A 25,029-nucleotide genomic window follows, 5' to 3' on the forward strand; every position below is an offset into this window, starting at 1 on the left:
GGGATAAGCCATGAATATTATTCAACGACTCATTCCTGCATCAAATACAAGTACCCGCCCTGGGCTGAAATTAGTACCAAAATACATTACCATCCATGAAACGGATAATACCAGCAGGGGGGCAGATGCAGCGGCGCATGCAAGGTTGCAACAGCGGGGAAATGACCGGACAGCCTCTTGGCATCTATCAGTCGATGACCACCAAATCATTCAATCTATTCCATTTGATGAAGTGGCATGGGCCGCAGGTGACGGACGAAACGGGCCCGGCAACCGAACATCTATTCATATTGAGATGTGTGTGAATGCAGACGGAAATTATCAACAGACCGTATCGAATACAGTTGAAGTCGTTCAATATTTAATGAATCGCTTTAACATATCAAGTGATTTTATTGTGCCTCATAAGCATTGGACGGGTAAGAATTGTCCGAGAAATTTATTGCCGCAATGGGACCATTTTATCAGCCGCTGCAAAAATCAAAATCACACTTTGATTAGTGATGGCTGGGTAAAAAATAACAACCAATGGTTCTTCTATAAGAATGGCAGTAAACAAACCGGCTGGGTGAAAGTCAATAATAAATGGTATTATCTTGATTCCAGCGGCGTTATGGTGACCGGCTGGGTAAGTTACAAGAATAAGTGGTATTACCTTAATGCCGACGGCGCGATGCAAACCAGCTGGCTGAAAGTCAACAATCAATGGTATTTCCTCAATCCCGATGGTGCCATGCAGACAGGCTGGCTGAAAGTCAATAATAAATGGTATTACCTCCAATCGAATGGCGCCATGCAGACGGGCTGGGTAAAAGTGAATAATAAATGGTATTTCCTTAATCCCGATGGGGTCATGCAGACTGGCTGGGTGTTAGACAATAATAAATGGTATTTTCTCAATCCGGATGGAATCATGCAGATCGGCTGGGTAAACGTCAATAGTAAATGGTATTTTCTTAATCGTGATGGATCCATGCAGACCGGCTGGGTGTTGGACAATAATAAATGGTACTACCTCAATCCCGATGGAGTGATGCAGACCGGCTGGGTAGAAGTGGCTGGGAAAAGGTATTTCCTCGCTAAAAACGGCGCAATGGTTATTGGCTGGTTGCAGGAAAATTCGCAATGGTATTTTCTAAATCCTACCGGTGAGATGGCTGTGGGCTGGATTACAGATCGCGGGAAAACCTACTACCTCAATGACAGCGGGGTTATGGTCACAGGAGTCCAAAACATTGAAGGGAAAGAATACACTTTTGGTAATGATGGGGCGTTACTAGTGGAGGACACTCCCACAGAAGAAGATCCAGCAGATGATGGCGGACTCCCTTCTACACCTCCAGCTCCAGAGGATTCAGAAAACGGAACGGTCATTAAGGATGGAAACATTGGGAAAGATTCAGATGGTAATCCCGCGAAAGGTAATCTTTCATAACAACTGTGGATCCTGTTCTCATTTGAGGATGGGATTTTTTATGGAGGACCCGCATGCACGAATCAATATAGTCCAAAGCTGGTAACCCATAGGTCTGCCATTAAATTGTTATCAAACTGTTACGTAAGATTACACATGTACAAAGTGCCTTTTAACCTCGCTGGAATATATTGCAGAGTGAATTGCAAAATCATTTAAGAGGTGAATTATATTTTGAAGAAAAGGGCCCTTTTTACCATACCGCTCAGCTTAATCCTTATCGCAGTAATCGTTGCTTCGTTCTTTTTAATAAATTTAAAACCAGTTGAAGGGAAAATTGCGCAAGCACAAAAGCTAGCCGAATTTACGAAACCGGCGGTCGTTCGAATCGTGGATTATGCTGTTGTCAGCTGGCGGTTTAACAATCCCAACGATCCTGAGGTTATCGCCATATTAGATCAATTAAACAATCAATCGGTAGTCGGGGGCTCTGGGTCAGGTGCCATCATTAGCTCGGATGGCTATATCGTCACCAACGCACATGTGGTAGAAGCAACGCAAATGAAAGACGAAGACATTGCCAATGCCGCCTTTGAACAACTTGTAACGATCATCGCGGATTATTTTAAAGTTGACTATGAAACAGCTCATCAGTATATGGTCACTTATACGCAATATACAGCCATTGATAAGGTATTGAAGGTTGTTTTACCTAGTGGGGATGTCCTTGATGGCGAGGTGAAAAGCTACGGCGCTCCAATTAATGAAGGAAAGGATGTCTCGGTACTAAAAATAGAAGGGAAAAACCTGCCTACCTTACCGCTTGGAAATTCCGATAATATCCAAAACCAGGATAACATTTGGGTGAGCGGTTACCCTGCAGCTGCCGATTCTGACCTGTTATCACCTGATTCATCCCTAGTTTCTTCCATGAATGCCGGGCAAATATCGGCCACATCGAAAAAAACAGACCAAGGAAGCCCGGTTATTCAAATTAATGCAGCTGCTACACATGGCAACAGCGGTGGACCGGTTATTAACGAAAAAGGTCAAATTATCGGGCTGCTCACCTTTAGAGGTGACACCGTTAATGGCCAGGAGGTCCAAGGTTTTAACTTTGCTGTACCTGTAAATACAGTTAAGGAATTTGTGAACCAGGCTGGTGTGAGGAACACAAAGAGTGAGACAGATAAACTGTATCAAGAAGGCCTTGAATTGTATTGGGGCGGATACTATAAGCATGCCTTAGAAAAATTCGAAGCAGTTCAACGGATTTATCCGAATCATTCCGAGATTAAACAATATATCTCTAATTCAGAGAAAAAAATGGGCAGCAGCAAAACTTTATGGTCTGATTACTCTACCATCTTCTTTATCGTGGATGGGGTTTCCGGATTGCTCATTATCGTACTGCTCGTTTTTACCTTTACCTTTAGACCAAAACAACCGGCAGTTGCGGCAGCGGCTCCGGGCACTCCGGGCACTCCGGGCGCTCCAGGATCTTCACCACCACCATCAGCAGCTCCTGAAACTACGCTGGCAGATTTAAACAAAGATGGGAAAATCGATGTCCAAGACATCCTCCTCGCACTCCAAGAACACCAGCAAAAACAGAAAAAAGACGAGGAAAAAGAATAAAATCTTTTCAAGCTGCAGGCAGTAGAAATGGTGCCTGACACCAATTCTACTATTTTCAACTGGGATGCAGTTCTTAATCTGCATCCCTTTAGTTTTTTATTGGGCTTTACAAACTTAGGAAAATGTTTGTTTGTGGAAACATTTCTGGATGAATGCATATAAAGTATAACTAAATCGAAAAGTCATGAGTGATAAGGAAATGCTGATGAGTTCATTTCCGTAAAGGAGCGATGCAATGGTGACTGAAAATCTGCTATTAGCGTTTGGACTAACATTATTTGCAGGCCTTGCAACTGGAATTGGCAGCATTCTTGCGTTTTTCACCTCCCATACCAATACAAAGTTTTTATCGATCACCTTGGGATTTTCCGCTGGAGTTATGATTTATGTGTCCATGATTGAAATCTTTGTTAAGGCCAAAGTTGCTCTTGTAAACGCATTGGGGACGGTGCCGGGAAACTGGCTCACTGTCTGCGGCTTCTTCGGAGGCATGCTCTTGATTGCCAGCATTGATAAATTTATTCCCAAGCAAAGTAATCCGCATGAATTGAAAACAGTAGAAGATATGAATGCTCCCGGCGGTAAGGGCAAACAAGCTGATTTATTGAAAATGGGTACCTTTACAGCCCTTGCGATTGGCATTCATAACTTTCCTGAGGGAATCGCAACCTTCACCTCTGCTCTCCAAGACCCTGCTCTTGGTGTCGCAATCGCCGTGGCCATTGCGATTCATAATATTCCTGAAGGGATTGCTGTTTCCGTTCCAGTCTACTTCGCTACTGGAGATAAGAAAAGAGCCTTTAAACTTTCCTTCTTATCTGGATTGTCAGAGCCGATTGGGGCTTTAGCCGCTTATCTTTTCTTAATGCCCTTCTTAAATGAAATTATGTTTGGTATTATCTTTGCTGCCGTTGCAGGGATTATGGTGTTCATCTCATTGGATGAGTTACTGCCTGCCGCGAAACGATACGATGAGGCCCATTTATCCATCTATGGCCTAATCGGCGGGATGGCCGTCATGGCATTGAGTCTTCTATTATTTATATAGCACTAAAATGTTACAATAATTATAAGACAGAGAAATCACAGGACCCTCTGTCTTTTTCCATTTCGTTCATCCTTCCTGAATTCCATTTAAATATCATTTGAAATCCAATCCTATTCCCTTCAAAATAATGGAAGGTCGTTGAATTTTTATAAATATAAAGCTAGGATGTGTGCCTAATGATTTATCTTTATCTGATTTTAGCTTATTTGATTGGATGTATTATGTTTGGATTCCTTGTCTCAAAAGCTTTCTATCATCATGATATACGCGTTCAAGGGAGTAGAAATGTCGGAGCGCGTAACGCTGGGCGTCTTTATGGAAAAAAGGCATTTGTGATTATTTTTCTAGGAGATGCCTTAAAAGGAGCTCTTGTCATATCGATAGCCCGCTATTTTCAATTCTCTGAGACCGTGCAATTGATTGGTCTAGGAATAGCTATTGTAGGACATATCAAGCCCATTACCTTGAAGTTTCAAGGAGGAAAAGGAATTTCTACCTTTATCGGCGGGATGATCCTCTTTCAACCACTGCTTATACTCGTGGTGATTCTTGGATTTCTCCTCCTCTTCCCCTTTACAAATAGCTTCACTTTTTCTGGACTAGGGGCATTCCTCCTCATCCCCGTATTTCTATTAATCCAGCAGTATGACTGGGGAAGCTGCCTAACTGTAACTTGTCTCATTCTCATCCTTTACCTAGCACACTCTGAAAATATCAAAGAAAGACTAACAAAATAACGGGTGCCTGACACCATTTCTACTATCTGGAGATGACAATTGGTGCCTGACACCATTCAATTTGATGGCTTCCTGTATGCTTTGGTCACTGATGGAGGGGCTTGCTTGCAGGCCTGAGATGGTGCGGGCAAGGCGGATGATTTTTATTTGGGTACGGTTGCTCCAGTTTTGCTTCATCGCATGTTGCTGCAAGGATGACAATTGTGTACTCTCTAATCGACTAGTCTTCAAAAGAGCATCATAGGGAACTCGGCTATTACATATTTCCCTTCCATACCGCTCATATTGCCTCTCTCTTGATTGCTTTACTCTTTCCTGTATGATGCTAGATGGCTCCCCCTTGCTCAGTTTGGTCTCAGCCTCTAAATTAACCGGTCTTAAGGAAAGATTAATATCAAAACGATCCCGCAATGGTCCTGATAATTTATTTTGGTATGTGAGGATTTGCTTGGGTGAACAGGTACAATAATGGGCATTCGAGCCAGCATATCCGCATGGGCAGGGATTCATTGCACCCACCAATAGAAAAGAGGCAGGATAGGTAATTACCGCATTCGTCCTACTAATTGTAATAAATCCATTTTCAAGGGGCTGACGCAACATATCTAAGGTCTTTTTTGGAAACTCCCCAAATTCATCAAGGAAGAGCACTCCCCGATGTGCCAAGGAATTTCGCCGGGCTTGGGAAATTGACCACCGCCAATAATTGCTACACCGGAAGCCGAGTGATGAGGATTTCGAAAGGGAGGAAAATGACTTTGTTTCAAGGCATTTCTACTTAACTGGTACAAACTTAGAATCTCAAGGTGAGCCTCCTTTGTTAAGGGAGGAAGAATCGATGGAAAACTCTCAGCTAATAAACTTTTACCACAGCCGGGAGGACCGGTCAGCAATACGTGATGTTCCCCTGCCGCTGCTACCTCTAGGGCATGTTTTGCACCACTATGACCAATAATTTCCTGAAAATCTAAATACTCCAACCTCTCGCTATTCCCTTCAAACGCTTGTCTTTTTATGGGTGAAGGGTTCCATTGGCCTGTCAAGTGTCCGATAACATCCTTTAATGAAGACACATAGATAATTTCTAAACCTACGAAATCGACATCGGGAAATTGGTTATCATAAGGAATATAAAGTTTCCGAATTCCGAGTCTTTTTGCAGCAATCACCGCCGCCAGCATTCCTTCAACAGGCTGGACGGAACCATCTAAAGATAATGCTCCAAGAAACCCCGTTTCTTTAGGTATTACCACTTCTAACTCATGTAAACTAATCAACAGGCCAACCGCCATAGAAAAATCAAACATGGCTCCCATTTTCTTTTGATCGACCGGTGAAAGACTAATAATTACCTTGTTTCCTGAGAGCATATATCCCAATGAACCAAGTGCTGCAACAATCCTTTCCTTCGATTCTTTTACAGCTCTATCAGGGAGCCCAACGATTTTAAATGAATCATTTCCCACGTACGTCCCTACCTCTACATTGACCAAGTAGCCTTCCATCCCCTTTAAGCCAATACTTGTTACTCGTGCCCACATGGAAACCACTCTCCTTCTAGCTTTGAAATTTTGCCGTTTTCCCAGAAAAATTTATCCGTTGGTAAGGCGTTTATATATTGTTGATAATAGTAGAGTGGTGGTTCAGGAAAGTAAGAAAGAATGAGATGTGGGTCAATATGGGGGTTCACCTCGCCATATAGGTAAGTCCGATAGCTGCTCCACGTATACTCTTCTGGGGTAGCCACCATACCTGCCACAACAGGATTTAAATGAATATATTTGCTCACATCGAGCTCATATTCTTTCGAATTGAGCAATACATCACCATACCGTTTCTCAAACACATGCCCAGAGAACTGATATTTTTTATTGAAGTATTTCGCGTATTTTGTATGGAGATGTTTCATGATGGTACTGAGAGGGGTTTGCAGGGTTTCAAGTTGGAGGTGTGTATGGTTCGTCATTAAACAATACGTGTGGAGAAAAAAAGGATACCTTGCTTTTGTTTCATCAATTAACTCCAGATACTGTTCATAGTCTTCGTCCTCAAAAAACAAGGAACTTTTTCTAATTCCTCTGCTCGTCACATGGAACTTAGCACCTTCAAACCAGATACGATTATTCCGTGCCAAAATCAATCACTCCTTTTTAATCATATAATTAGTATAGAAATGGTTTCGATGCTGCTAATATGTAATAGGGTGTCAGGCACCAAATCATTACTTCCTTCCATTATACAAATAATTCCTCTTTATGTTGGTAATCTCTTAATATGTAACAAAATGTTCATGAGGGGTTTTGGCTTGTAGAGTGAGTATGCCCAGGCATTCAAACGTTGGCATGTCCTGTAAAACATACAAGCACGAACATCATCCTAAATGTATAAAAAGCTATAGGTCGTAATATTTATTTACTAAGCAAATTTTTATTTAGGGGGGGATGTCTCTGAAGAGTATCCGACTGATTCAACGAGTAATAGGGGTTCTCCTACTTGTGTACGGAATCTATCTCATTTTTGGGACACAGGAATTCTTTGGTACAATCCTAATCATTCTTGCCTTCTTAATATTTCCAAGTTTAAACAAAGAAAAAGGCAGTTCCCATAGTGACCATTATGTTCAAGCCCGATCTGACGAGTCCTCTTATGACAACGACTCGGACTATGAGAGTGGTGGAGACTCAGGCGAAAGCAGCGATTAACCCCTCCACTCTCCCACTAGCAATAAATGATAAATGTCCCCTTTCGCTGGGGGCATTTATTTTTGCGTAAAGAACTATTTGTCTTTTGTAAAATAATACAGAAACCAAACAGCATGATTTTGTTCATCCTTAGCAGCCCTGTTGAAAACTTCTTTTACATATGGATCGGTTGCCTTATCAGCAATTTCAAGATAAAAATCGACCGTTTTCTGCTCATCCTCTAATGCCGTTTCCAGCCCCTTCACGTAAACATTGGGGCACTCTTCATTGAGTTTTGGCTGGGGCGGCCCCCCCGTTAAGGTATGATAAATCTGTACAAATTTTTGATAATGGTTAATTTCATCCTGACGTATCTCAAGGATTTGCTCTCGCTCCTTTTGATTGCGGGCTAAATTAGCTAGTCTGGCATAACATTCAATGGCACTATACTCACCATTAATTGCTTTTTCAATATCACTAACTAACGTATTGGTCTGTCTATATAAGGCATCATAATAATTTGTAAATGGGTACATAGCTTTACCTCCTAATAATTTTTCTAAATATATTCTATGAGTTAGTTAGATTATTAGTGTTTTGGTGGCGAGCCTACAGATCATATCATTCAAAATTCCTCAAAAAACCCCTTATTCCCCGGGAAACCTTCTTACTTCTACACAGAAACCAGGATAAATTACGTATTTCTTCTAATATAGGAAGAATATTGTCGATTTTTACTTCACAGATGCCAATTTAGAGTTTAATATAAAACTAAACATTTAGGGTGTTCCCAAAGATTGACAAAACATCTTAAAAATCCAACTGAAGGAGGAGAGAAAATAGTAGAGGAAGAATAATAGCCGCTTAAGAAGGTTGCACCGACTCTATAGAATTAGCGAAAAAGATGGGGAAAGGGAATTTGCATTGAAAAGGAAATTAATTATTTTATCAATCTTTACATTGTTAATGGGACTTGGCTTTGGCAGCTCTCATTCTTATGCACTTACATCAGGATGGGCAAAACAAAACGGAAATTGGTATTTCTACCAAAATAACTCCACTGCAACCGGTTGGATTTACACAGGAAGCAAATGGTATTACATGAATGCCAACGGAATTATGCAGACGGGTTGGGTATACGACGCTGGAAAATGGTATTACCTTGATGCGAGTGGGGCAATGAAAACTGGCTGGCTCCTTTCAAAGGGGAAATGGTACTACTTGCAATCAAATGGAGCCATGCTAACCGGATGGTTAAATCAAGGTGGAAAAGTGTATTATCTTGATACCAGCGGAGCGATGCAAACGGGTTGGCTAAAATTAGATAACAATTGGTATTATTTCCAACCAAGCGGGGAAAGGGCAACTGGGCTTTTAACCGTTGGTTCGAAAATTTACTATTTTAATAATGTAGGTGTTATGCAAGAAAAACTGTGGCAGGATGTGAATGGAAACAAGTATTACTTCCAAGCAGAAGGCGCAGCGGCAACGGGCCCTTTCGACATTGAAGGAAATAAATATTTATTTAATGCCAATGGCATTCTGACTGCAGGGTGGGCACTTGTTAATGGGTTATGGTATTTTTCAAATACTGAAGGAATCATTCAAACTGGCTGGTTAACTGACAATGGGAAGAAGTATTATTTGAATCCTCCCAACGGAGCTATGCAAACAGGTTGGTTTTTGGAAGATGGAAAGAAGTATTATTTCACTAGTGGTGGGGCATTAGCAACCGGTATCGTCTCCATAAGTGGGGGGAATTACTACTTTGGTCCAGATGGCGTCCTCTTTACCGGAAACTTTTTAACGCTCGACTCGAAAAGGTATTACGCTAATGAGTCGGGACGGCTTCAACAAAACGGCTGGTTTAAGCTTAATAATATTTGGTATTATGCCAATACAGATTCCTCACTAAAAACCAATTGGTTCTTGGATGGCGGTAAGTGGTACTTTTCAAACAACAATGGCGAAATGCAAACAGGATGGCTTCAGGATAAAAACCTTCGCTATTATTTAAATTCCAGCGGTGCTATGCAAACGGGCTGGCTTCAGTTGGATGGACATTGGTATTACTTTAATCAATCTGGCAGTATGCAAACCGGATGGTATAAGATCAATAACGAATGGTACTATTCCGATGCCAACGGAGTCATGTTGACTGGATGGATTACCGTAGACGGAGTGGATTACTATTTAGAATCCAATGGTGTATGGAATCCATATGTAAAATCCAAGGATTCTGCAACTAAGACCATCGTTCTTGATGCAGGGCATGGCGGTTATGATGGTGGTGCAAGCAGCGGCGGCATCTATGAGAAAAATATCAATTTACAAGTTACCTTGAAATTTGCTGACCTTCTTAGAAAGAATGGTTATACTGTCTATTTAACAAGGAGCACTGACGTATTTGTTTCGTTAGATGACCGTGTGAAAATTTCGAATCAAATCAAACCGGATGCATTTATCAGTATTCACGTGAATTCTTCGACAAGTGGCAGTGCAGATGGAATCGAGACCTATTACAATTCTGTCGATGGTGTCATGCCTGCAGAAAGCAAACAACTCGCTTCCTACCTGCAAGATGCGATCATCAAATCAACCGGAGCAGACTCAAGAGGGTTAAAGGATGAGAGCTTTAGAGTTATCAGAGGCAATCAATCTCCAGCTGTATTGGTGGAAATAGGTTTCATTTCAAACGCTGCCGAAAGAGCAAAGCTTATCAGTAACAGCTATCAAAATCAAATTTGCACCGGTTTACTCAACGGAGTAACAAAATTTTTCAATCGATAACCAGAATAAAACAAGAAAAGCCCCGCCAAACCGGACAACCGTCCAGTCAGGCAGGGCTTTTCTTTTGGCTGGTGCCTAGTGTGGTGCCTGACACCATTTACACTTGTTGGGTGTTGGTTTCCTTTTCGTCTTGGGCGATGAGTTCTTTTAGGAATTGAAGAAGATCATCATGAATTTCTTCGTTCTGGAGAGCAAACTCAATGGTGGTTTTAACAAATCCGATTTTCTCGCCTACATCATAACGTTTCCCTTCAAAATTGTAGGCAAAAACGCGTTGAATCTGATTTAGTTTATGAATGGCATCCGTTAGCTGGATTTCACCGCCAGCCCCTGCCTCCTGCGCATCTAAGAATCCAAAAATCTCTGGAGTTAAAATATACCTGCCCATAATCGCTAAATTAGATGGAGCGGTTCCCGGCTTTGGCTTTTCAACAAAGTTTTTAACTTGGTATCGACGGCCTTCTTGATCAATTGGATCCACAATTCCATAGCGGTGTGTTTCATTTTCAGGAACATGCTGAACACCAATAATCGAAGAAAACGTTGTTTCATACTGATCAATAAGCTGCCGTAAACATGGAGTTTCACTTTGAACAATATCATCGCCTAAAAGGACAGCAAATGGCTCATCGCCAATGAAGTTACGGGCACACCAAACGGCATGGCCCAATCCTTTTGGTTCTTTTTGACGGATATAATGAATATCAGCGAGGTTGGATGTATAGTTCACCTTCTCTAATAAATCCCATTTTTCTTTTTCCATTAAATTTTTCTCAAGCTCCGGTGCAAAATCAAAATGGTCCTCGATAGAGCGTTTTCCTTTACCAGTTACGATAATGATATCCTCAATCCCTGAGGCAATAGCTTCTTCCACAATATATTGTATTGTTGGCTTATCTACGATCGGAAGCATCTCTTTGGGCATTGCTTTAGTTGCCGGTAAAAACCTTGTTCCTAACCCAGCTGCCGGAATAATAGCCTTACGTACCTTTTTCACAACAGTCTCTCCTTTTAGTCATTCCATAAATTAATATGTATTTCGTCACATTAGTTTATTTTACTCTAATGATCTACACAATAAACAAAATTATTATATCATACGCCCATTTAAAAAGAACCATTCCACCAACTGCTTAAAGAAGATGAAAAAATCAGTTTAGTAACCTAGCCCTTAACTTTCCAACTGTTGGTCTAACGCATCAATTTCCACCAAGTCCCAAGAAGTAATGATGCCAAGCGGCCTCTCACTTGGTTTTCCATTTTCAGTGATAATCACAGCTTCTAACTTCTTATGGTCTAAAAAGTAGTCTTCAAAAATTCCCTCTACCTCATATATATCCGTTTCTCTCTTTATATACACCACTTCATGCGGTTTTTCATGTACTCGCAAGTCTTGCACGCATAACTGTTCAATTGAAATAGAGGTTAACGGCTGCCTAGAAATCCAGCGAATGATTCCTTCTGATGTCAATAGCCATTTAAACGTACCAGTAGCATCATAAATAGGAAAAATGGTATAGGATAGTCGATCCACTACTTTTAAGATATCTTTTAATGGGGTGGTTTCCTTATAATAAAGAACAGGAGAACTGGCAATCGATAGCACCATTTTTGGTTTTTCAAATTCTTCGGCAATCCTCTCAATATTTTCAACCACTTCCACATTTGGTTCGGCAATATAATATTGTTCTTTTATTTTTTCATGAACAAGAGCATTGCGAAGTTTAGCATATTGATAGAGATCATGGCGATGTGTTCGAATGAGAGCATGGGAATTACCGCTGTCTAATAGCGATTTAAACCCATCACTTCTTGCATTACGAACTAGTTTAAGTAAACATTTATGAATCCGATTAAATGCAGCCTCAAATCTCTCTGCAAGAGGAGTGGCAGTAACAACATTAGGCATATTGATTCTCTCCCTATATTTATTTATTGGTGTCAGGCACCATTTGCACTTCGAAAGAAGTGGTAATGGTGCCTGACACCACGGTCTATACTGCCTTGTATCCCTTCCCCATCATTTCGTGGACGTTATGGACGGTGACATAGGCATGATCATCGATCTCGTGAATGACTGTTTTCAACTGGACGATTTCTTGTTTATTAATGACAATATAGAGCACTTCTTTATTGGCCCCCGTGTAACCGCCGCGTCCATCTAGAATGGTTAAGCCCCGCGACATCTTTTTGGTAATATTGTCCAATACTAGTACAGGAGAATTAGAGATAATTATTACGGCTACCCTCTCATCCAACCCTTCAACAATGAAATCAATCGCTTTTGCCCCGACATAGACGATTAGTAACGTATACATCGCTTTTTCCAAACCAATGATCGGAACAGAGCCTACGACGACGACAATATCAATGATCAGCATCGCTTTTCCAATGCTCCAGCCCAGCAATTGATTCGCCAGCCGGGCGAGAATCGTTGAGCCTCCCGATGTTCCACCAGCGCGGAAAATCATTCCCAATCCGGCCCCAACCAGCAATCCTGCAAACAGAGAGGCTAATAGTGTATCATTGGTGAGTTGCCTGCCCAAATCCTCTGTGATAAATAAAAACCCTGAACTGGCTGCAATGGATACTAATGTATACACAAACGTTCTTTTTTCAAAAAATTTAAAACCCACCGCTAGGAGTGCTGCATTTAATACAAAGTTAACAATCCCGGGTGACCAATGAAATAAATAATAAGTAATAATCGTGATCCCTAAAATCCCGCCTTCCGACAGGTGATTGGGTATCGTAAAATAATTTACACCAACCGCAAATATAAGGGCACCGATCAGAATATTTAAAAGGTCTTTGCATGTTTTGTTCATTGACTAAAATACTCCTTAAAAAAAACACTATATGTAATCATCTCTAAAGAACAACATGTTATCAGTTTATTCAGCAGCCGAGTCTTTGTTCAATATCTGCTATGGACTGTGTATACTCTTCGAAGGATATCGGTTTACCAACAAAATAGCCCTGAATAATATCACAATTTAAATTTGCCCATTCCATGAATTGCGCCTCGTCTTCGATTCCTTCAATGATCACCTGTAAACCCAAGTTATGGGCCATTTGAATAATCGGTTCAATAACACTCACATGGCTCTTGTTTTTCATTAAACTAGACACAAAATTACGGTCAAGTTTAAGATAATCGATTGGCAGCTTTAAAAAGTCAGTAAATGAGAAATAACCATTTCCAAAGTCGTCTAGAGCAATCGTAAAGCCTAATTCTTTTAATGCCCGCAGCTGCTCATATACTTTCTTCCCTGTGTAAATCTCAATGTTCTCGGTAATTTCCAACGTAATTTGGGCGGCTGACACAGAGTAGTGCGAAAGAATATTGGTCACTTCGTCTACTAGTTGGTCAAGTAAGAGCTGATTAACGGAAATATTAATCGAGTATTTCTTTTGCAGATCTCGCCTGCTTACCATATTCTTACAAACCTCTTCAAATGTCCAAAAAAACAAGCTATTAATAACGCCGGCGGCCTCTGCGTGGTTAATAAATTCTCCCGGGGCAATCTCCCCTAAACTCGGATGACTCCAGCGGATTAAAGCTTCACTGCCGACGATTTCTCTTTTTTCCAAATGAAATTGCGGCTGGTGCTGAATATATAACTGCCCTTTCTTGAGCGCATAGGGAAGATCGTTCTCTATCAACATTCTTCGGTAAGCACTTTGATTTAAGTCCCCTGTATAAAATAAATACCGATTGTCGCGGTCCCTTTCGGCTTCATACATTTGTACTTTTGCAAGGTTGATTAACTTTTGTGACTCCTCCGCTCCATAAGGGTACATACAAATTCCCATATTGCTGCTAATCGCCACATTGTAAAAGTTTACGGTATACTCTTCTGCAATGGATCCCAAAATCCGCTCACAAATCACACGGCAATCATGTTCGGTAATATCAGCGATGACGATCACAAAGTCACTATGATTTACCTGTATGACAGTATCGATATCCCTAATAGCTCTTTTTAGCCTCGTCACAATTTTTCTAACCAGCACAGTCTCTATCTCAGGACCCTTTTGTTTGACTAAGTCCAATGGAAACTGTGTCCTCAAGTAACAAACTGCTGCTGACATATGATATCTCTTACTAAAAGCTAAGGTTAAATTAAGGCGTTCATTGAGGATTTCTATCGTTGATGTTTCGCTTTTTTCCCCATTATCCAACACTTCCATACATGCCCACCTCATCAATTAAAACAAACTGTTTTGACTTTTTAAGTGTAACCCAAACCACTTAAACCATCAATCATCATTATACTTGCATCAAAGCGGTAAAAGACGCCCTGAATATCCGCAATCCTCACGACAAAAAAAGAAGCAATGCCCTATGATGGAGGCATTGCATCTTATCAGTATTAATATTTTTGATGCTGATGCCATTGCCAGGCATCTGCGATTATTTTCTCTAACTCGCACTCCGCTTTCCAGCCTAATTCGGAATATATCTTGTTTGAAGACGCTACAAGCCTTGCCGGGTCACCTGCACGGCGGTCTGCCATTTCTACATTTGCCTTTAAACCGGTTACTTTTTCACAGGTTTCAATGACTTCCTTTACCGAGTATCCACGCCCATTGCCAAGATTATAAGTCTCTGCTGTTTTCTTTCCTGTTAACAAAGCCTCAAGTGCTAAGATATGGGCATGAGCTAAGTCTGTAACATGGATATAGTCGCGAATGCAAGTCCCATCAGCAGTTTCATAATCAGAACCAAAGATGGCCACCTTTTTGCGCTGCCCTAGCAGCTGCTGGAGAACGATTGGAATTAAATGAGTTTCTGGATCATGACTTTCGCCAATCACAGCAGATTCATGGGCACCAGCCGCATTAAAGTAGCGAAGTACCACATATTTTAACCCATCGGATTTTGCTGTATCAGCCAAAATTTGTTCCACCATCAATTTTGAGCGGCCATAAGGGTTAATCGGTGTGGTGGCGCTCGTTTCATCTATCATTTCCACATTAGGAATTCCATATGTAGCGGCAGTAGAGGAGAAAATAAAGTTCTTCACCTTAAATTTCATCATCACTTTTAATAAGTTTACGGTAGAAGAAACATTATTATAGTAATATTTCAAAGGGTCAACAACGGACTCTCCAACCAAACTGAATGCAGCAAAATGCATGACTGCTTTGATCGGATAACTTCTAAAGACCATTATTAAATCGTCTATATTCCCAAGATCCCCTTGTACAAAAATAGCCCGGCTGTCAACAGCATCACGATGTCCCGTGGACAGGTTATCTAGCACGACAACTTCTTCTTTTTCTACTAATTCCCTAACGAGATGACTACCAATGTAACCAGCTCCGCCAACGACAAGAATCATATTCCTCTCCCCTTAGCTAGAATTTCATAAACCTTTCCTATTATAACACTATTGAAAAAAAAACAGCCTATCAAAGATGTTTACCAATTAATGCCTAACTAGATTTATAAAATATAAGCAATCACTCAATAGTTTAAATATCCTAGCTTTAGTATAGAATGCTGCCTCCTTGTCCTTAAAACCCTCTTGAAAGGGGGTTTAAAACAACCAAGATTCGCTCAGAATGATAACTAGGAGGGGACCATAATTATGAGAGTATTATTGATTATACTTTGGGCTGGAGCAATCTTTATTTTTACCTGTACAGCTGATTTTACTAGTTTGATGGAATCGGGTATGATCCAATTTCAGTGGGATGGACAGCCGGATCCCTCAAAGTTATTTTCACCCTTGCCTGCTGAACTTAGCCCACATTTTTTGCTGCAGAAACTTGGCCATCTTAGCGCCTTTTTTATTCTCACCATTCTGCTGCAGGCAAGGTTTCACTCTAAGCTATCAACCCTAATCATCGCCATTTCTTATGCCGCCCTAACCGAGCTTCTGCAGTTATTTTTCACACGTGATGGCAGATTATTTGATATCGGGATCGATACAATCGGCATTCTTTTAGCCGGCGTGGGCAGTCTCATTATTGTCCGCAAGCAGGAAAAGTCTTTATAATCCAGTTTTTGCAAGCGATTGTTTTTATCCGCCTGATACCTTTCACACATCATTTTCCTTCATTATTATAGTCTTTCATCACCTTCATGAAGGACTTTTTCTCGTTTTCCAGAACCATTATGGTCCTCATTTGTACGCCAATCAAGGATAGCGTAGAAAGTGACAAAAAGGGGAAAAATAAAATTATCTATTGAAACATTACTTAAAAACGAATATTATAGAAAAGTCTTTTAAAAAATGTTCGTGTTTTGGAGGAAATTTTATGTTTAAACTCAAAGAAAATCAAACGAATACCAAAACGGAAGTTCTGGCAGGAATCACGACCTTTTTTACCATGGTCTATATTGTCGTCGTCAACCCTGTCATACTTGCGGATGCCGGCGTTCCCTTTGAACAAGTATTTTCTGCCACCATTATTGCTGCTTTGGTGGGTACCCTTTGGATGGCGCTGTTTGCCAACTATCCCATCGCCATTGCACCAGGAATGGGGTTAAACGCCTACTTTGCCTATTCTGTCGTCGGCGGCCATGGCATTTCCTACCAAACTGCCTTTGCTGCAGTTTTTATTGCAGGGATTATTTTCGTTATCTTATCATTAACCCCTTTTAGAGAAAAATTAATTGAAGCCATTCCCGACAACCTAAAACACGGGATCACCGCTGGGATTGGTTTATTTATTGCTTTTATTGGTCTGCGTCAAACCAAAATTATTACTGCCCACCCTACTAATCTTGTCGGATTAGGAGACCTGCATTCCCCTGAAGCCGTTTTAGCTATCATTGGGTTGGCGGTAACACTGATCTTAATGGCACTTAGAGTCAATGGAGCTTTATTTTTTGGCATGATTATAACCGGAATCGTTGCCTATTTTACCAATCAACTATCTTTTGATAAAGGTGTAATGGCCTTGCCTTCCCTTCCAGAGGGACTTCTCATTGCCAATCCCATCACAGCATTGTCTGAGGTGGTGCAGCACAGTCTTTATGCGGTTGTATTTTCTTTTATCCTTGTCACCATTTTTGACACCACTGGCACCATGATTGGGGTGGCCAATCAAGCAGGATTAATGAAGGGTGATAAATTGCCCCGAGCGCGCCAGGCCTTACTATCCGATTCACTTGCGACAGTGGTCGGCTCCATGTTTGGGACAAGCCCCACGACAGCTTTCATAGAATCAACATCAGGAGTCGCTGTTGGTGGCCGGACAGGCCTAACCTCCCTGACTGTTGGCGCTTTATTTCTCATCTCAGCCTTTTTTGGACCACTTGTGAGTGCCGTTTCCGGGATTGCAGCAATTACAGCACCTGCGTTGATAATTGTGGGCAGCTTGATGATGGGCAGTATCGCCAAAATCCATTGGAATGAACTGGATGAGGCCTTCCCTGCATTCCTAACTGTCCTAAGTATGCCGCTCACTTCGAGCATATCAACAGGAATTGCCCTCGGCTTCATCAGCTATCCGCTTTTAAAAATAACAAAAGGGAAATGGCGTGAAATCCATCCCTTGCTGTATATCTTTGCTGTTTTATTCTTTATACAACTCGCTTTTCTACAACATTAAGCTAAATCAAAAGGACCCTTCCGCTCCACAGCGAAAGGGTCCTATTAATGTCTTTTCCATTTATACTGGCAATTCACTTCTCTGCTTTTCTTCCTGACGCTTTTCCTTAATCATGATTCCGCCCATCAACCCCAACAGCGTAAATAAGACAGGAATCATGAATCCATACAGATAGCCGACACTCGCAGATGCTGTATGAAAGTGATCTAACACCCTGCCAAACACGCTTGGCAGAAGGACTGCACTTAAAAATCCCCCTGTATTGGCAAAACCCGACACGACCCCAACTTCTTTCATATCAAAAGACTGGCGGATTACGGCAAAGGTTAATGAGGCAGCACCATTTCCGGCACCAATTAATAAAAAGATCATAACAAGCATAAAGTAAGGAGGCTTTCCGCTAAAGAAAAGAAACCCTGTCCAGCTTAAAAAAACAAACAAATGAATAATAATAAAAAAGCGTTTAATCGATTTCACTCGATTGGACATCCAACTGATCAGCGGCGACCCAACTAACGCTCCCATCAGGCCAATCATAATGAGCTGACTAGCACCCGATCGTGTCATTCCATACACATGCATTCCATAGGGAACAGACCATGAACCAATAAAACCTACATACGTACCGACCACACCGAAATGGCAAAAAAACGTTGCCCATGCTTGGCGGCTAGAGAACACCCTTCGCAAAACAACGATGGTCTTTTCTCTCTTTTCCTTTTGCTTAACAAGACTTGTCTGATTATTTTTAAATAATTGCTTCGGTTTTCTTTCAAGTACATAGTAGAGAAGAACAGAGCACAGACATAATAAAATACCTATTACAAAGAAAGGTTCTCTCCAGCCTGACAGTGAAATCCAAGCAGAAAATGGCACCGTCGCCAACAGGAACCCCAGGCTTCCCGACATTCCTGCCATGCCAAGTAGTCCCATGAATTCTCTTACTTTAAACCATTGGCTTAAAATAAGGACTAAATTGACCCAGATGGTCGCATCGCCGACCCCTACTAGTAATCTTGCTAAGAGAAGGAAGGATTCATTCGGCGCCAAGCTATAAATGACCGTACCCACCCCATTAAAAAGTGCCCCCAAAACCAAGAAATGATTGGGGCCAAAACGATCTGATAAAATGCCAACGGGAATCTGCAACCCTGCATAGGCCAAAAACTGAACACTCGTCAGCATTCCGATTGTCGCGGCAGTAAGCCCAAAATCTTTCATCAGTTGATCGGAAATTAATCCCGGTGCTGTTCGCTGACTCACGATTAATAAATATGTAACTAAAACCGCTGCAAAAACAACCCATCTATACCTGCTATCTTGTTTTTTCAAAAATATCGACTCCTGCTACGCTTATTTCCATTCTACTATTATACTCTAAAATGAAATAAAGTTAGGACGATCTGAATTGTGGAGACGTTTTCATTTGAAAAATAAAAACCACATCAAAAATATCACTACAATATCATATATAACGTATAGAGATAAAAAAAAACGATATAATTTTAAGTTATATCGTTTCATTTATATATTAATTATTTGGTTGTGTTACCATTTCAAAAATTTTCATATCTTTAACCCAGGCTTCGCTTACCTCACCTCTTAAGTCAATCCCTCTGACCACAAAAAACGGTCCTAAATCTGGGTGTTTTTCATTGGTGCGTTTACTTATATTTGAAATTTGTACAATCCGCGTATTTTTTAAGACAAAGTCCGTAATCTCTTTTTCTCCCACATTTTCTACCTTAGCAGGATTGGTGCTTGGTGCAGCTGTTTTCCCAGGATTGGTGCTAGGTGTCGATTTCTCTCCAGTTTTCGCATTTTGGGTGGATGGTGTGTCTGCCTTATTAACAGTTTGCGACGACTGACTCTCGGCAGTAGTAGTACTTTGGGAACCTTTATCCGTTACAGCGCTTTTCGTCGATGTTTTATCTGTTGCAGCGCTTTTTGTTGCTGTTTTATCTTGCTCCGTACTCTGATTTGTCTTGTCCTCTTTTTTAGTATCTGCATTCTTTTTAGATTGTTTATTAGTGCCCTCGGTTGCAACGGCCTTTTTGTCACCTGCAGATGGATCCTGATCTTTTCCAAAACAGCCGCTTAAACTAATTAATGCAAAAGATAACATAAAAACGAATATAACTTTGCTATAACGACGCTGCACTCTAGTTCCCCCTATTAACATATTATATCTAACTAGATTATAAACTTTGAACATTCTTACATCAACAGTCTCTTAGAATATCCGTCTACCATTTCAAATGAAAAGCACCTGTACAAAGTAGAATACAGGTGCTTCTTATTATTTTAGAATTAGCTCGCAGGCCAAATCGAGTCTGCCCATTCTGGGTGGTCGATGAATGGATTGCGGTTTCCTTGGATCGATTGAATGACGTCATTTCTGTGCTTTTCAAATGCATCTGGCGGGTCCATTTTGCTCCACTGAAGCAAGACGGATTTTTTGCCATGGAATGGTGTTGGATAGGTATTGACTTTATCCGCTAACTCAAGGTTGAGCTCGCCGCCATCACCTTCATAACGAACATCCATATACATGAGCATTCTAGCGATATCGCCTTTGACACGATTTGGCGGCTCAAATGAATCACCGTCATAGTAACAATCTGCACATTCACCTTGAGATTTTCCACCGTTATCAAAGTCCAAATGGCCGCGTGTGCTGTTTACGGAGGCATCGGTTGGACGTAAATGATGGATATCTGTTCCAGGACCAACGCTTGTTCCAAAGTCACCGTGTGACTTTGCCCATACATGCTCACGATTCCAGTCATTTACTCCTGATCCAAAGGTTGTTTTTGCTTGAGAACGTCCTGTGTAAAGCAGGATTACATTGTTAGAATTATTCGGATCCTCATCGGTCTTTTTCAATGCTTCAGTTACTTGGGCATACGTTAACTTTGATTGAGATTTAATGATATTGTGTAACGCTAGTTTTAGAGCTGCACCCGTTTTTCCTGCAGCAGCTTGGTAATAAGCTTCCACATTATTAGCTGGTGCCGCTGTAACGGTTACGATAAAGGAAGTGCTGACCATTTTCTCACCGTCACTTGCTGTTACCGTTACCGTGAACGTACTTTCTAATGGGGTAGGAATAGAAAGGGTTGTGCCCTGAACTGTTCCTACTGTTGCTGTGTACGTTAAAGCATCACCGTCTGGGTCTACAAAAAGACCACTTAAATTAACGGAAATAGGTGTACCGACTGTTGTTGAAACATTTTGCTGTGGTATCGCGACAACAGGTGCCTGATTCACCTTAGGTGCTGTGACTGGTGATGGAAGTACAAGGCCATCCACGTTCGTGAATTTGATGGCAGATGGATCGACTCCGTCTTTTACTGTCCATTTTTGAACCTTTTCGATACCTCTAATTTGACTGATATTGGCGTTATCAATGATTACTTCCTTCACTGTCACACCGCCAAAATCAATAACTGCTCCCGAAGCTATTGGGCTAAGAGTAATAATAGTATTCTTTAATCCTTCGCCTTTTAGCTTAGCGTAAGAACTTTTTACTACAATCCCTTCAGTGATTACAGAAGCAGCATCAAGCGTAATATCAGCAGCTGCATTGTTTACAGTTAATTTCTTCGTTTTGAATCCGTTTAGGTTGTAAACTTTTGTATTTTCAGGTGCCGGGACAGGCGGTAAAATTTCTCCACCGGCTGCTGCCTTTAATTGTGTTTGGATAATGACTGGGTCATGGTCACTTGCCCGGCCATGGACTTCCATAAAGCCAGAGTTGATGTGTAAAATATCAACCGATGTATTCGGCACCATATTGTTGGTCACCAGAATCTGATCTAATTCTTGGGCGTTACCTTGATACGAATAATTATAACGCTCATTTTCAGGTACGAAATCAACCATGTTGGTTAATTCTTTCCCTTTTGCGATTTCTAATGTTTTTGTAAATTCAAAATCGTTGAAATCGCCAAGTAACACGACATTGGCATTTGCGTCTTTTGCTTTTACTTGTTTCACAAAGTTATTAACAATCGCTGCAATCTTATGACGTTGAATTTCACTGCTTAAAACAGGCGGCTGCGTTTTTCCGAATAATGGTTGATCTCCGCCTTTTGAGTTAAAGTGGTTGGCTACAACGATGACACTTTGACCTTGGAAATCAAACTGTGCAGCTAAAGGCTTACGGCTTGATGAAAATGCAGCATTAGTTGGATCGATGCGGCCAGGGTTTAAGGTAAGTTTGCCATTTTCAAAGCCTACTTCTTGTGTTGAGTTTCCTTTTGGTGCTCCTGCTGTTAAGGATACACGATCTTTATTGTAAAGGAACGCTACACGAATGTTACCGCCTGGTGCGCCTCCATCTTGATTATTAATTGGTGCCACTTCGGTATATTGATAAGTTGGTCCACCTAGTGTTTTAATCTTATCAATAATTTTTTGAGCACTTTGTGTCCCATCAACAGTACCATTATCGGTTTCACCGTTGTTATCTTGAATTTCATTTAATCCAATAATGTCTGGATTTTTCATCTTGTTGACAATTGCATCAGCAATCTTTGAAACTTTATCATCCGGTGTTGTTGTTGAGAAGTTCTCAACATTATACGTTCCAATGGTTAACTTATCCACAGCAGGTGTAATCTTTGTAGCTGGGCGGACTATTGGTGTTTCTGTTAGTTTTGGCAGTGTTGGTTCTTGTGTCATTACTTTAAAGTTACTGTAGCCATAGTTCACAACACCTTTAATCGCTCCGGTAAAATAATCACCCATTTTTGCACGGTAGGATTTGTTGGCAGTCGAACCATTTCGTACATCAACAGCGATTCGGTCCGGATTCGTATCAGTCGCCGTAATCCTTAACCCGCCAGGATTCACATTCGTTGGATAATTTTTTGGCACAACCCAGACTAAACCATCCTTTTGCAGCGCAATCACTTTTCCGTCATCGACTTGAACATACATGCCTTCAAGACTTTCCCAGAAGTCAATTGCATCTTCTTGGGGGTCGAAGGTAGCAAATTGATCATTATCAATGATCTCTTGTGGTGCAACTCTGTCCACACCAAGCTTTATTGGAGCGGGCAGTGGAGCCGTACCATTTTTCGTTATGGTGGTTGCTTCGAGCTCCGTAATCGTTAAGTCAGTGTCAGCTTTCTCAGCATAACCTTCACCATAATATTCAGAAACCTTACCAGTTACTTTCACACGGTCACCAATCGCAACACCATGGCTGGATTTAAATACTAAGATACCATCTGAAGTAGAAGGGTCTCCATCGCCTTGAAGGTCTTGGATAAAGAAACGGCTTGTTCCATCGATATACGTAACAACACCCTCTACATCGGTTACCGTTTTACCAGTAAAGATGGAGTTGTGCGTTTTGCCTTGAATATCATAAATATGAACAGCACCGTCTTGGATGACATAATCGAATGTCGCCACTGGACTATTCGTCATGCCTGCTTTTACAGCAACTGCTTTAATCGTTGTAGCTTTATTAATAACAATTGGCTGCGAATAGACAGGGCTGGCCGTCGTAGGTACACTGCCATCCACAGTATAATGAATCGTCGCACCCGCTGTACCTGTTGTTAAAGAAACAGGGGTACCTGCATTCACCATGCCAGCTCCTGGAGCAGCTACCACAGCTTGTACAATGCTCGAATCTTGAATAATATCGCCTTCATTACGCGGAATTAGTTGATAAACTCCGTTGAATGCGCTTAGTACTCCGGTAATTTCTTCATAAGTTGTTCCAGTTGTCAGCATGGTGGAGCTTGGCGGACGAATTTGGAAGCTTGTCCCATCAGCATCTGTTGCCGTATAGTTGCCCCCTGAGAAAGCACCAACTGTCACATTTCTAACCTTTACTAGTTTGGCTTCTTTGCTTTCCTGCAGATCAGCTGCCTTCAAAAGTTCAGCGGCTGGAACTGCCCCTTTACCTGTAGCAACAATATTTTCATGATTTGCTTCAATTTCAAGTAAGGTGGAGTATTCGGTTAATTTACCTGAAACGGTTATTTGATCGCCTGGTTGAATGGTTGTGCTGTCAGTAGGTGTGTAGGCAACAATACCGGCTGTGGCATCTTGGAAGTAGATGGCTCTTCCTAATACTGCTGTAACCACGCCGCTTGTTTGAACATTGGATTGTAAGGCCATCGCTCTTACTGCCGCAATCGTGTTGGCTTGTAAAACGGAATAAGCAAAAGCTGTGACATCACTGTTTTCTAAGCCAGCTTTTACGGCAATGGCCTTGATGGTTGTATCTGCATTGATAACAATTGGTGAGGAATATTCTGTGCTTGTTGCGATTGGTTCTGTGCCATCAGTTGTGTAGTGAATTTTAGCCTCTGCTGTTGCAGTTGCTAGTGTAACTGCTGTTCCAGCTGCTACAGCACCTGCTGCAGGGGACGCTGTTACGTTAGCTGCTTTTGTTTCTACTGGTGTCGTTCCACCGTTCATGGTGTGGGTACCGAGATTTGTAAAATTATTTAGTCCCAAGCTATCCCATTCGACTGCTGGATCAAATGCATCATTGGGATTGTTGTCGCCAGTTGTAATGGAGCTTTTTCGTACAATTGTCTGGTCCATAGTTTTAACAGTGGTTCCCCATGCTGTACCCGGGTCGACACCCACTTGACCAATTACATCAATGATGGTTCCATTATGTTTTAACACAACGGCGTCATCACCATTCCAGTTAATGACAGATTTATTTGCATCTAATAAGTCTGTTTTAGCCACGATAGCGGCATCAGCATCACTGCGTGAAATGACAAATGTCTTACCGTCTGCTAGAGTCGCTTGAGGATCACTTGATAGAGACATTTTAAATGTGGTAGTTGATGCCCCGTTACTATAATGTTCAAGTGAGTATTCACTTAATTTAACTGGAGCACCTGTACCATTATAAAGCTCAAGTGCTTTGTTGAAGCTTGTTCCTTCAATATATTCAGAAATAAACAAATCCGTGGCTTTTGTTGCTGCGATTGCCCTATTCACATAGAAATTTGGGATGACCAAACTTACGAGCATAATAGCAGCAAGCAAAATATTCAATCGTTTTTTATTTTTCCTAGACAAATACTTGCACCTCCTGAAGTGGGTAAATATTTGGAGCTTGGATTTAGAAATCGATTCCCCCAGTAAAATTGCTGGAGGAATCGACCC

The 25,029-nt window shown here is 41.3% G+C and carries 19 protein-coding genes and 1 pseudogene; 8 read left to right on the forward strand and 12 right to left on the reverse strand.

The genetic code is table 11. The annotated features are described in order from the left end of the window. The first annotated feature begins 10 nt into the window (after positions 1-10). From AC4E8C_RS20495 to AC4E8C_RS20510, 4 genes are all read left to right on the forward strand, one after another. Positions 11-1,435 carry a peptidoglycan recognition protein family protein gene (locus tag AC4E8C_RS20495; RefSeq protein WP_490208473.1) on the forward strand — a complete coding sequence of 475 codons (1,425 nt, stop codon included), beginning with the start codon at positions 11-13 and terminating at the stop codon, positions 1,433-1,435. Between the two features lie 213 nt (positions 1,436-1,648). Then, positions 1,649-3,052, forward strand: a complete 1,404-nt coding sequence (locus tag AC4E8C_RS20500) for a S1C family serine protease (RefSeq protein ID WP_490208474.1) — start codon at positions 1,649-1,651, stop codon at positions 3,050-3,052. A gap of 235 nt (positions 3,053-3,287) precedes the next feature. Next, positions 3,288-4,100, forward strand: a complete 813-nt coding sequence (gene zupT, locus AC4E8C_RS20505) for a zinc transporter ZupT (RefSeq protein WP_490208475.1) — start codon at positions 3,288-3,290, stop codon at positions 4,098-4,100. A gap of 176 nt (positions 4,101-4,276) precedes the next feature. Continuing rightward, a complete protein-coding gene (locus tag AC4E8C_RS20510) occupies positions 4,277-4,837 on the forward strand; it encodes a glycerol-3-phosphate acyltransferase (protein ID WP_490208476.1) in 561 nt (186 codons plus the stop codon). Here the strand turns inward: AC4E8C_RS20510 and AC4E8C_RS20515 are convergent. The 3 genes and pseudogenes from AC4E8C_RS20515 to AC4E8C_RS20525 all read right to left on the reverse strand — a co-directional run bounded on the left by AC4E8C_RS20515 (position 4,826) and on the right by AC4E8C_RS20525 (position 6,971). Then, positions 4,826-5,248 (reverse strand): magnesium chelatase subunit ChlI family protein, encoded by a 423-nt coding sequence (locus tag AC4E8C_RS20515; protein ID WP_490212620.1) that lies wholly within the window; start codon positions 5,246-5,248, stop codon positions 4,826-4,828. The genes AC4E8C_RS20510 and AC4E8C_RS20515 overlap by 12 nt on opposite strands. Before the next feature lie 15 nt (positions 5,249-5,263). Then, positions 5,264-6,378: pseudogene (locus AC4E8C_RS20520) on the reverse strand (YifB family Mg chelatase-like AAA ATPase); the annotation flags it as partial. Beyond that, a complete protein-coding gene (locus AC4E8C_RS20525) occupies positions 6,363-6,971 on the reverse strand; it encodes a transposase (RefSeq protein ID WP_490208477.1) in 609 nt (202 codons plus the stop codon). The pseudogene AC4E8C_RS20520 and the gene AC4E8C_RS20525, both read right to left, overlap by 16 nt. A 307-nt stretch (positions 6,972-7,278) precedes the next feature. On the opposite strand from AC4E8C_RS20525, the gene AC4E8C_RS20530 reads away from it, so the two are divergent. Then, the gene (locus AC4E8C_RS20530; protein ID WP_490208478.1) at positions 7,279-7,539 is read left to right on the forward strand and encodes a hypothetical protein; all 261 of its coding nucleotides are present in this window, start codon (positions 7,279-7,281) and stop codon (positions 7,537-7,539) included. Between the two features lie 74 nt (positions 7,540-7,613). Here the strand turns inward: AC4E8C_RS20530 and AC4E8C_RS20535 are convergent, their stop codons facing one another. After that, the gene (locus tag AC4E8C_RS20535) at positions 7,614-8,054 is read right to left on the reverse strand and encodes a ferritin-like domain-containing protein (protein ID WP_490208479.1); all 441 of its coding nucleotides are present in this window, start codon (positions 8,052-8,054) and stop codon (positions 7,614-7,616) included. A 388-nt stretch (positions 8,055-8,442) separates the two neighbouring features. On the opposite strand from AC4E8C_RS20535, the gene AC4E8C_RS20540 reads away from it, so the two are divergent. Then, a complete protein-coding gene (locus AC4E8C_RS20540) occupies positions 8,443-10,308 on the forward strand; it encodes an N-acetylmuramoyl-L-alanine amidase family protein (protein ID WP_490208480.1) in 1,866 nt (621 codons plus the stop codon). A gap of 97 nt (positions 10,309-10,405) precedes the next feature. Here AC4E8C_RS20540 and galU read toward each other — a convergent pair whose 3' ends face one another. The 5 genes from galU to galE form a co-directional block, all read right to left on the reverse strand. After that, positions 10,406-11,305: a UTP--glucose-1-phosphate uridylyltransferase GalU gene (gene galU / locus AC4E8C_RS20545; RefSeq protein WP_490208481.1), complete on the reverse strand. Its 900-nt coding sequence runs from the start codon at positions 11,303-11,305 to the stop codon at positions 10,406-10,408. A 174-nt stretch (positions 11,306-11,479) separates the two neighbouring features. After that, a complete protein-coding gene (locus AC4E8C_RS20550; RefSeq protein ID WP_490208482.1) occupies positions 11,480-12,217 on the reverse strand; it encodes a CBS domain-containing protein in 738 nt (245 codons plus the stop codon). Between the two features lie 85 nt (positions 12,218-12,302). Next, complete coding sequence (locus tag AC4E8C_RS20555) at positions 12,303-13,136, reverse strand: YitT family protein (protein WP_490208483.1); 834 nt, start codon at positions 13,134-13,136, stop codon at positions 12,303-12,305. Between the two features lie 70 nt (positions 13,137-13,206). Then, positions 13,207-14,502 carry a putative bifunctional diguanylate cyclase/phosphodiesterase gene (locus tag AC4E8C_RS20560; protein ID WP_490208484.1) on the reverse strand — a complete coding sequence of 432 codons (1,296 nt, stop codon included), beginning with the start codon at positions 14,500-14,502 and terminating at the stop codon, positions 13,207-13,209. A 182-nt stretch (positions 14,503-14,684) separates the two neighbouring features. After that, on the reverse strand, positions 14,685-15,656 hold the full coding sequence (galE, locus tag AC4E8C_RS20565; RefSeq protein WP_490208485.1) for a UDP-glucose 4-epimerase GalE: 972 nt from the start codon (positions 15,654-15,656) through the stop codon (positions 14,685-14,687). 249 nt (positions 15,657-15,905) lie between these two features. On the opposite strand from galE, the gene AC4E8C_RS20570 reads away from it, so the two are divergent. Both AC4E8C_RS20570 and AC4E8C_RS20575 read left to right on the forward strand, forming a co-directional pair. Then, entirely contained in the window at positions 15,906-16,316 is a 411-nt protein-coding gene (locus tag AC4E8C_RS20570; protein WP_490208486.1) for a VanZ family protein, read from the forward strand. A 262-nt stretch (positions 16,317-16,578) separates the two neighbouring features. Continuing rightward, entirely contained in the window at positions 16,579-17,877 is a 1,299-nt protein-coding gene (locus AC4E8C_RS20575; RefSeq protein WP_490208487.1) for an NCS2 family permease, read from the forward strand. Between the two features lie 60 nt (positions 17,878-17,937). Here AC4E8C_RS20575 and AC4E8C_RS20580 read toward each other — a convergent pair whose 3' ends face one another. The 3 genes from AC4E8C_RS20580 to AC4E8C_RS20590 form a co-directional block, all read right to left on the reverse strand. Then, positions 17,938-19,209, reverse strand: coding sequence for an MFS transporter (locus tag AC4E8C_RS20580; protein WP_490208488.1), 1,272 nt, complete (start codon positions 19,207-19,209; stop codon positions 17,938-17,940). 199 nt (positions 19,210-19,408) lie between these two features. Next, the gene (locus AC4E8C_RS20585; protein WP_490208489.1) at positions 19,409-20,038 is read right to left on the reverse strand and encodes a hypothetical protein; all 630 of its coding nucleotides are present in this window, start codon (positions 20,036-20,038) and stop codon (positions 19,409-19,411) included. Between the two features lie 149 nt (positions 20,039-20,187). Then, positions 20,188-24,942: an endonuclease gene (locus AC4E8C_RS20590; RefSeq protein ID WP_490208490.1), complete on the reverse strand. Its 4,755-nt coding sequence runs from the start codon at positions 24,940-24,942 to the stop codon at positions 20,188-20,190. Positions 24,943-25,029: the final 87 nt, after the last annotated feature.

The sequence above is a fragment of the Neobacillus sp. SRL179 genome, from assembly GCF_984799095.1.

What these genes read in the sequence shown, in the direction of transcription:
- zupT (WP_490208475.1), top strand. Translation starts at nt 3,288, where the DNA reads ATGGTGACTGAAAATCTGCTATTAGCGTTTGGACTAACATTATTTGCA.
- AC4E8C_RS20575 (WP_490208487.1), top strand. Translation starts at nt 16,579, where the DNA reads ATGTTTAAACTCAAAGAAAATCAAACGAATACCAAAACGGAAGTTCTG.
- AC4E8C_RS20530 (WP_490208478.1), top strand. Translation starts at nt 7,279, where the DNA reads ATGTCTCTGAAGAGTATCCGACTGATTCAACGAGTAATAGGGGTTCTC.
- AC4E8C_RS20570 (WP_490208486.1), top strand. Translation starts at nt 15,906, where the DNA reads ATGAGAGTATTATTGATTATACTTTGGGCTGGAGCAATCTTTATTTTT.
- AC4E8C_RS20555 (WP_490208483.1), bottom strand. Translation starts at nt 13,136, where the DNA reads ATGAACAAAACATGCAAAGACCTTTTAAATATTCTGATCGGTGCCCTT.
- AC4E8C_RS20535 (WP_490208479.1), bottom strand. Translation starts at nt 8,054, where the DNA reads ATGTACCCATTTACAAATTATTATGATGCCTTATATAGACAGACCAAT.
- AC4E8C_RS20495 (WP_490208473.1), top strand. Translation starts at nt 11, where the DNA reads ATGAATATTATTCAACGACTCATTCCTGCATCAAATACAAGTACCCGC.
- galE (WP_490208485.1), bottom strand. Translation starts at nt 15,656, where the DNA reads ATGATTCTTGTCGTTGGCGGAGCTGGTTACATTGGTAGTCATCTCGTT.
- AC4E8C_RS20550 (WP_490208482.1), bottom strand. Translation starts at nt 12,217, where the DNA reads ATGCCTAATGTTGTTACTGCCACTCCTCTTGCAGAGAGATTTGAGGCT.
- AC4E8C_RS20560 (WP_490208484.1), bottom strand. Translation starts at nt 14,502, where the DNA reads ATGGAAGTGTTGGATAATGGGGAAAAAAGCGAAACATCAACGATAGAA.
- AC4E8C_RS20510 (WP_490208476.1), top strand. Translation starts at nt 4,277, where the DNA reads ATGATTTATCTTTATCTGATTTTAGCTTATTTGATTGGATGTATTATG.